The sequence below is a fragment of the Prevotella conceptionensis 9403948 genome (genome assembly GCF_000312305.1).
Taxonomy (GTDB): Bacteria; Bacteroidota; Bacteroidia; order Bacteroidales; family Bacteroidaceae; genus Prevotella; species Prevotella conceptionensis.
Window position 1 is genome coordinate 506,396 of the sequence record NZ_HE999444.1, and the last position, 8,632, is coordinate 515,027.

An 8,632-nucleotide genomic window follows, 5' to 3' on the forward strand; every position below is an offset into this window, starting at 1 on the left:
CATGATGAGCGAGTGCACCGTTCGGCCGTATTTCAGGTCGCCCACGAGGTAGATGTTGAGGTTTTCGAGCGTTCCTTGTGTCTTATATATGGAGTAAAGGTCGAGCATACACTGCGAGGGGTGCATGTGTGCGCCATCGCCCGCGTTGATGATAGGCACTGGCGACACCTCGCTGGCGTACTGCGCAGCCCCTTCGATGTAATGGCGCATCACGATAACATCGGCATAATTGGCCACCATCAGAATGGTGTCTTTGAGCGTTTCGCCCTTAGACACACTGGTGGCTTTGGCATCCGAGAAACCGATGATGCGCGCACCGAGCCTGTTGGCTGCCGTTTCAAAACTCAGCCTGGTGCGTGTAGAGGGCTCGAAGAAAAGGCTTGCGATGACTTTTCCTTTGAGCAACTCGCGGTTAGGATGTCTCTCAAACTCTTGCGACAGGTCGATAAGGTACTGTATTTTTTCCTTCGAGAGGTCGGCAATCGTCACGAAATCACGTTGTTTCATCTGCATTGACATTAGAACGTTCTCTATTTTGGATGCTAAGATAAGTATAATTTTTCTTATTTGAATGTATAATAGGGAGAAAAATTGTATTTTTGCAGTAATTTTAGAATTCAGACGTCAATGAGAAAGAGGTTCATACATATCTTATGGGGCATGTTAGTGCTTGGCATACTGTCTGCAGTATTGGCTTTCGTGGCCATTTGGTTTGGTTGGATAGGCTACATGCCGCCCATATCCGAATTGCAAAACCCCATCAACCGATTTGCCACGCAGGTGTATTCGGCTGACGGAAAGGTGATAGGCACATGGAACGAAAACCGCGAAAACCGCGTTTGCATACCCTATAGCACCCTTTCGCCGCACCTTATTCATGCTTTGGTGGCCACGGAGGACGTTCGTTTCTACGACCATTCGGGCATCGACTTCATCGCCCTTGGGCGCGCCTTTGTGAAACGTGGACTGATGGGACACGCCAGTGCAGGCGGTGGAAGTACCATCACGCAGCAGTTGGCCAAGCAACTTTATTCGGAGAAGGCGCATTCTACAATCGAACGTGTGCTGCAAAAGCCCATCGAATGGGTTATTGCCGTGAAACTGGAACGGCATTACACCAAAGAAGAGATTATCGCCCTTTACCTTAATTACTTCGACTTCTTGCACAATGCCGTGGGAATAAAGACCGCGGCCAACACCTATTTTAATAAAGAACCCAAAGACTTGACCATAACCGAGGCGGCCACGCTTATCGGATTGTGCAAGAACCCGTCGTACTTCAACCCCGTGCGCTATCCCGAAAGAAGCACGGAGCGGCGAAACGTTGTGTTGGCGCAAATGGTAAAGGCCGGCTATTTGTCGGATACGGAGTACAGGCAATACGCCGAAGAACCGCTCGCGCTGAACTTCCACCGCACCGACCACAAGGACGGACCGGCCACTTACTTCCGCGAGTTCCTTCGCCAATATCTCATGGCCAAGCGTCCCGACAAGAGCAACTACCCCGAATGGAACAAGTCGCAGTATGTTTACGACTCCATTGCATGGGCCAACGACCCTCTTTACGGATGGTGTAATAAGAACTTGAAGAAGAACGGCGAGCCCTACAACATCTATACCGACGGCTTGAAAGTGTTTACTTCCATCGACAGTAGGATGCAGCAATACGCCGAAGATGCCGTGTACAAGCATCTAGCCCGTTTCTTGCAGCCTGCTTTCTCTAAGGAAAACAGAACCAAACCCAACGCGCCCTTCACCAACAAGCTTACCGCTGAACAGGTGCGCTCAATCCTGAACCGCTCGATTACACAAAGCGAACGCTATCGCAACATGAAGTCGGCAGGTTATTCGGAAGAAGAGATACGCAAGGCTTTCAGAACTCCCACCGACATGGCCGTGTTTACTTATCATGGCGACATAGACACGGTGATGACGCCCTTAGACAGCATCCGATATTATAAGTCGTTCTTGCGAGCTGGCTTTGTAAGCATGGATCCCAAGAACGGAATGGTGAAGGCTTATGTGGGCGGATTGGATTTTACGCACTTCCAATACGACATGGCTACCGAGGGACGCCGACAAGTAGGCTCTACGATTAAGCCTTTCCTCTATTCGTTGGCCATGGAAAATGGTTTCTCGCCTTGCGACCAGGCACCCAACGTGCAGCGTACATACATTGTGGCAGGACAAAGTTGGACGCCACGGAACGGTAGCCGTAGTAGATACGGCCAAATGGTAACCTTGAAATGGGGCTTAGCGCAATCCAACAACTGGATTTCGGCCTACCTTATGAGTAAGCTTAACCCGCAACAGTTTGTGGGATTGCTGCGCAGTTATGGTCTAAACAACCCCGATATACACCCGTCAATGGCTTTGGCACTAGGTCCTTGCGAGTCGAGCGTGTGCGAAATGGTAAGTGCTTACACCGCATTTGCCAACCGCGGAATTAGGTGTGCGCCCTTGTTCGTTACCAAGATAGAGGACAACGAGGGGAATGTAATTGCTACATTCCAGCCCCGTATGAACGAAGTGATAAGCGAAACCAGTGCCAATAAGATGCTCGTGGAGCTGCAAGCCGTGGTGAACGAAGGTACGGCGCGTAGACTACGCTTTAAATATAACCTCAAAGGCGAGATTGGCGGCAAGACTGGAACGACCAACCGCAACGCAGACGCATGGTTTATGGGCTTTACGCCCGAGCTTGTGAGCGGCTGTTGGGTGGGCGGAGAAGACCGCGACATACACTTCGACTCGATGAGTATGGGCCAGGGAGCCACGATGGCATTGCCCATTTGGGCTTATTTCATGCAGAAAGTGTTTGCAGACCCCCGATTGGGCTATACGCAAAAGGCCACGTTCGACCTTCCCGAAGGGTTTGACCCATGCGCCAAAGACGATGGTGGAATGAATGAGTATGGTATTGACGAGGTGTATGAATAGACTCTCCCCATGCCTGTATCTCTGCAATGTGCGTAGACAAGTGCGGGTTGAAAGTCTGCACTTGTGCGCCGAATGTGTGTGTTTTTATACCTAACTTATCTTGATAAATAATATACAACACAATGAGAAAACTACTATTCGGGCTGTGCCTTGCTGCCATGCCCATAACGATGATGGCACAGCAAGTGTGCAAGATGTGGGTGAACATGCCCACTTTTGTGGCCGGTGCGCTTGAAAAGAGCGGAAGGCAAGAACTCCTCGACCTGAAACAAATGAAGAAAGCGGCCACAATTGCTGGTCCGCTTGGCGAGAGATGTAGCATAGACACGCTTACGGCCGACTTTCTTTCGGCGCGCATGAACGAAGTGTATACGTTGCAAATGAAAATGTTGCCCACATCGTCGGGCGACTCTTTGCTTTGCTTGGTGCAAACATACGCAGGGCCACAACCAGAGAGTAGTATTTCGTTTTATTCGCCCGATTGGAAGGCTTTGTCTATGCCCCAAATGCACTTAGATGTAGATTTGCAACGCCCCGATACGATGTCGGAAGACGATTTTAACAAATTGCAAGCTTTGTTCGACCCCAAGCTGGTGTCGTTCTCGCTTTCGCCATCTAGCGCAGAACTTGTTGTAGCCTTGTCGCCAGCGGCTATCAGCGAAGAAGAAAAAGCGAATATAAAACGGTTAAAATTGCAAAATAAGCTTAATTGGAACGGAAAAACGTTTAATTAATGTTATGAAAAGATTACTTTTACCATCAAACACTTGCAAGATGAAAATAATATCGTAACTTTGTAACGTGTTTTTCATGGTATTAGATTATTAAGGTTAAGAAAGATTGGTTGTCGTGAGACAATCAATTTTTTTTGTATTAGTTCGTTCCTAAGGACAGAGTCGTACATGAAAGCCACACCCCTGCTTTCTTCTTTGTTTATATGTGGTGTTAGCACACTTGCACACTTGATGTTCAATAGCTTGTTGGTTTGGGTAAATGCGGCGAAAAGAATAGCATAGACTTGCATTCCAACGATGCAACATGCTTGTTAAGACCGTGTAAACGCAATGGAAAGAAAGGCGTTGTCGTTTATTATAATAAGGTGTTTGAAGTGAGTCTGTTTCGAGCAAACAAGCTCCGTGCGAGGGGATATTCGTCGTGTTGAACCATTATCCACTCGCAAACACGTGTTTATGGCTTGGGGGAGTGTTCGAACTAATAACCATTTGGTTATATTTATAGTAAGGTTAAAAATTGGTTTTATACATTCGTTTGCCAACAAGTAGTTAGCAACGTGTCTGTACAATGCCATTTGTAGTGGGCCTACAAGCCGTTTATAGTCACGTTACAAGGTGCTTGTTGTGTTGGTACAAGCATCTTGTAGTGCCACTACAAGCCTATTTGTGTCGCCCCATGTGCTTAACGAAAACGTGGATTTAAAGCATGAATGAAGAAGAATAATGTCGCAAAAACGGAAATAAACGATTAATTTATGTTATATACCTAATACTTTTGCCAACTAACACTTGCGTTTTTAAAATATTTATCGTAACTTTGTAACGTGTTTTTCATGGTATTAGATTATTAAGGTTATAAAGATTGATTGTCGTGAGACAATCAATCTTTTTTATTGGCCGTACAAATGAGGCTTTAATGGTAGGGCAAAGGGTTCTTACTTGTTCTTTCTTTTTTCGCGTAGCGTTTACACGTTTGCGCATTCGCCTGTATCTTGTGCAAGCGCATGGCGTTGTTTGTCAAGCCTTTTGCGTGTTGAAGCAAAAAGTGATTGTTTTCCTTGTGCGTACCTATAATTTGAAGTAACTTTGCAAGTCTAAGTGTGTATGTTGTTAATATGAACACGGACTGCCGTGCCTGCATGCGCACTTAAAAGCAAGATTTAAACATAAATAGACAATGGTTTTAAATAAGAAAAGGAGATGGCATTGCCTGTCTGGACAAGAACCAACCGACTTGGACAAGCAAGTGATGTATTGGGAAAACAAGGGAAAGCTGGTGCCAACTCGCGAACTGATAAAAACACCTGAACAAATAGAAGGTATCAGACGTAGCGGCGTAGTCAATACGGGCGTGCTAGACGAGGTGGCCAAGCACATACATGCAGGCATGAACACCTTGGAAATAGACAAGATATGCTACGACTATTGCACCCGTCATGGGGCCATACCTGCTTGTCTCAATTACGAAGGCTTTCCTAAAAGCGTTTGTACAAGTATCAACGAGGTGGTTTGTCACGGCATACCTAAGAAAGAAGACGTGCTGAAAGAGGGCGACATCATTAATGTAGACTTCACAACCATACTCGACGGCTACTATGCAGATGCCTCGCGCATGTTCATCATCGGCAAAACGACACCTGAAAAGGAACAGCTGGTGCGCGTTGCAAAGGAATGTTTGGAGATTGGAGCAGAGGCTGCCAAGCCCTATGGCTTTGTTGGCGACATCGGACACGCCATCTCTAAGCACGCAGACAAGTATCATTACGGTGTGGTTCGCGACTTGTGCGGGCATGGAGTGGGCTTGAAGTTCCACGAAGAGCCAGAGGTTGCGCACTTTGGCCGTAGAGGACAGGGCATGTTGCTCGTTCCCGGCATGGTGTTTACCATCGAACCCATGATTAACATGGGCACATGGAAGGTGTTTATAGATGCCGATGACGAGTACGGATGGGAAGTAATAACGGGCGACGAGCTGCCTAGCGCGCAGTGGGAGCATACTTTCTTGATGACCGAACATGGCGTAGAGATATTGACAAGGTAGTGTTAAAGGATGAATAACAACAAGGATATATATATATTAGGTATAGAGAGCAGTTGCGACGACACGTCGGCGGCTGTTCTTCGCAACGAGGTGTTGCTGAGTAACGTCACCTCTTCGCAGGCCGTTCACCAAAGTTATGGCGGCGTTGTGCCTGAATTGGCATCGCGTGCGCATCAGCAAAATATCGTACCAGTTGTAGACCAAGCTTTGAAAAAGGCTGGTATCGAGAAAGAACAGCTATCGGCAGTGGCCTTCACTCGTGGGCCAGGGCTGATGGGCTCGTTGCTTGTTGGCGTTAGTTTCGCCAAAGGTTTCGCGCGTGCCTTGGGTATTCCCTTGGTAGATGTGAACCATTTGCAGGGGCATGTGCTGGCCCATTTCATTCAAGAACCCGACATGCAAAACGCCATTCCGCCATTCCCCTTCCTCTGTTTATTGGTTAGTGGCGGCAATTCGCAAATCGTAAAGGTGAACGCCTACAATGATATAGAGGTGTTGGGACAGACGATTGACGATGCGGCTGGCGAGGCTATCGACAAGTGTTCGAAAGTAATGGGGCTGGGTTATCCTGGTGGACCCATCATCGACAAGTTGGCTAGGCAGGGCAATCCCGCAGCGTTTAAGTTTGCCGAACCTCATATTCCTGGGTTGGATTATAGTTTCTCAGGTTTGAAAACCTCGTTCTTATACAGCTTGCAGAAATGGGTTAAAGACGACCCGAACTTCATTGAGAACCACAAGGAAGACCTTGCGGCAAGCTTGGAGTTTACCATTGTAGACATCTTGATGAAGAAATTGCGGTTGGCCGTGAAACAAACGGGTATCACACACGTGGCCGTTGCGGGTGGCGTGTCGGCAAACAGCGGACTGCGCAACGCCTTCCACGAGGCAGCAGAGAAAGAGGGGTGGACCATTTACATACCCAGATTCAGCTATACCACCGTCAATGCCGCTATGATTGGCATCACGGGATATTTCAAATACCTAGATAAGGCGTTTTGTTCGATAGACAAACCCGCTTTCTCGAAGGTTACTTTCGAGTAAGCATAAACATATAATGGAATGGAACTAGAAACAAAAGTGCTTAGTAGAGAACTGCAACAACACATGTACGAAAATGGCTTGACCATCGGAACAGCCGAAAGTTGCACGGGCGGTAGGGTGGCCGAGGCTGTTATTGCCACGCCAGGAGCATCGAAATATTTCAAGGGTGGCGTGATATGTTATAGCAATGAGGTGAAAGAAAACCTCTTGGGCGTAAGTGCACAGGTGCTAGCCGAGAAGTCGGCCGTGAGCGAAGAGGTTGCCGTACAGATGGTTAAGGGCGCATGCGAAACGCTTAAAACCGACTATTGCATGGCTGTTACGGGTTATGCTGGGCCTGTTGCAGGTGATAACGACGGCGTACCCGTTGGCACAATATGGGTTGCTTGCGGCACGAAAGAAAAGACTTTGACCCTTAAATTGAACGAAGACTTCGGTCGCGACATCAACTTGGCCATTGCTACGAACCGTGCTCTGCGCTTAATGCTCGACTTCTTGGAGCAGGAGAAGGGCACAACGGAAGAGTAAAACCGCATAATGACATGTCCGTTCAACGTTAGGAGGCGGCTAACTCCTATTGATAAGGGCAGCTCAAAACATGCTTTTTTGGCCACGACATGAACAAGGCAAACACCCCAAAATGCACACTTTAGCCTATGGCTGAGGCACATTGGGGCGTTCGCCTTGTTTTGTTTATTATGCAGAAAGGCTGTAATTGTATGCCATAACTACATCAATGAATGCGAAAATGATGCCCATATTTAAGAAAAGTACACGCGAATGGCAGTATAATACCACAAAAAACATAAAATCTTTGATAATTAATTGATTTAGTTAGGTATTTAGAAGAAAAATTCGTAATTTTGCAACCTGTTTGGAGTAAGTATCAAAAAAGAAAACAAAAAAAAGATAGCAATGTCGAAGATTTGTCAGATTACAGGTAAAAAGGCAATGGTTGGCAACAACGTGTCTCACTCGAAGCATCGCACAAAGCGCAGTTTCGACGTGAACTTGTTCAGCAAGAAGTTCTACTATGTGGAAGAAGGTTGCTGGATTAGCTTGAAAATCAGTGCCGCAGGTTTGCGCCTTATCAATAAAGTGGGTCTTGACGCAGCACTTAAACAAGCTGTTTCTAAGGGCTTCTGTGATTGGAAAGACATTAAAGTTATAGGAGAATAATTATCATGGCAAAGAAAGCTAAGGGTAATAGAGTACAGGTTGTTCTGGAATGCACGGAAATGAAGAACAGCGGCTTGCCTGGAACGAGCCGTTACGTTACCACCAAAAACAGGAAGAACACGCCTGAACGTATGGAACTAATGAAGTATAATCCAATCATGAAGAAGATGACGCTTCATAAGGAGATTAAATAACGCTTAATTATACAAGACAATGGCAAAGAAAGTAGTTGCAACCCTTCGTGACGGTTCAAAGGACGGACGTGCTTATACCAAAGTTATCAAGATGGTTAAGAGCCCGAAAACCGGCGCATACATCTTCGATGAGAAGATGGTTCCTAACGAAGCAGTAAAGGACTTTTTCAAGAATTAAACCGCTTTCGACATACGTTGAAAGTATCGCATCATATAAAAGGGAGAACGTTTTGGCGTTCTCCCTTTTTTGATGGAGTGGGGTAGGCAGCCCTAATTCATTCTTGTTGGGCATGCAAGGCTGAATAAGCGCCTCCTTAATGGGGTTAGGGCTTACCCTCCAAACTTATTCTTGTTTGATTGTTATGCAAGCCCCGCATCTGATTTCCGTTGTTTCTAGTATGCGCTTAGATGGGATGAAACAGCTTTCTAAGTGCGTGGAATAATAAGGAGAGCAGGCTTGGGTTAGCGTTTTTCAAGCGTGATAAGCGTAAGCATCCAAT

The 8,632-nt window shown here is 46.7% G+C and carries 9 protein-coding genes; 8 read left to right on the forward strand and 1 reads right to left on the reverse strand.

Features of this window, described 5'->3' with window-relative positions:
* The coding region (locus BN93_RS04335; protein ID WP_044259841.1) for an aspartate/ornithine carbamoyltransferase family protein at positions 1-507 on the reverse strand (507 nt) is incomplete at its 3' end.
* Between the two features lie 120 nt (positions 508-627).
* Between BN93_RS04335 and BN93_RS04340 the strand changes: the two genes are divergently transcribed.
* The 8 genes from BN93_RS04340 to BN93_RS16545 all read left to right on the forward strand — a co-directional run bounded on the left by BN93_RS04340 (position 628) and on the right by BN93_RS16545 (position 8,310).
* Entirely contained in the window at positions 628-2,940 is a 2,313-nt protein-coding gene (locus BN93_RS04340) for a transglycosylase domain-containing protein (protein ID WP_019187127.1), read from the forward strand.
* Between the two features lie 122 nt (positions 2,941-3,062).
* On the forward strand, positions 3,063-3,674 hold the full coding sequence (locus BN93_RS04345) for a DUF3256 family protein (protein WP_019187128.1): 612 nt from the start codon (positions 3,063-3,065) through the stop codon (positions 3,672-3,674).
* A 1,177-nt stretch (positions 3,675-4,851) separates the two neighbouring features.
* Entirely contained in the window at positions 4,852-5,715 is an 864-nt protein-coding gene (map, locus tag BN93_RS04360; RefSeq protein ID WP_009230039.1) for a type I methionyl aminopeptidase, read from the forward strand.
* A 9-nt stretch (positions 5,716-5,724) separates the two neighbouring features.
* Positions 5,725-6,759, forward strand: a complete 1,035-nt coding sequence (gene tsaD, locus BN93_RS04365; protein WP_019187131.1) for a tRNA (adenosine(37)-N6)-threonylcarbamoyltransferase complex transferase subunit TsaD — start codon at positions 5,725-5,727, stop codon at positions 6,757-6,759.
* 18 nt (positions 6,760-6,777) lie between these two features.
* Positions 6,778-7,287, forward strand: coding sequence for a CinA family protein (locus tag BN93_RS04370; protein ID WP_019187132.1), 510 nt, complete (start codon positions 6,778-6,780; stop codon positions 7,285-7,287).
* A 387-nt stretch (positions 7,288-7,674) separates the two neighbouring features.
* Positions 7,675-7,938 (forward strand): 50S ribosomal protein L28, encoded by a 264-nt coding sequence (gene rpmB / locus BN93_RS04375; RefSeq protein ID WP_009230036.1) that lies wholly within the window; start codon positions 7,675-7,677, stop codon positions 7,936-7,938.
* A gap of 5 nt (positions 7,939-7,943) precedes the next feature.
* Entirely contained in the window at positions 7,944-8,132 is a 189-nt protein-coding gene (gene rpmG / locus BN93_RS04380) for a 50S ribosomal protein L33 (protein ID WP_019187133.1), read from the forward strand.
* Positions 8,133-8,151: 19 nt separating this feature from the next.
* Positions 8,152-8,310, forward strand: a complete 159-nt coding sequence (locus BN93_RS16545; RefSeq protein WP_009230034.1) for a DUF4295 domain-containing protein — start codon at positions 8,152-8,154, stop codon at positions 8,308-8,310.
* Positions 8,311-8,632: the final 322 nt, after the last annotated feature.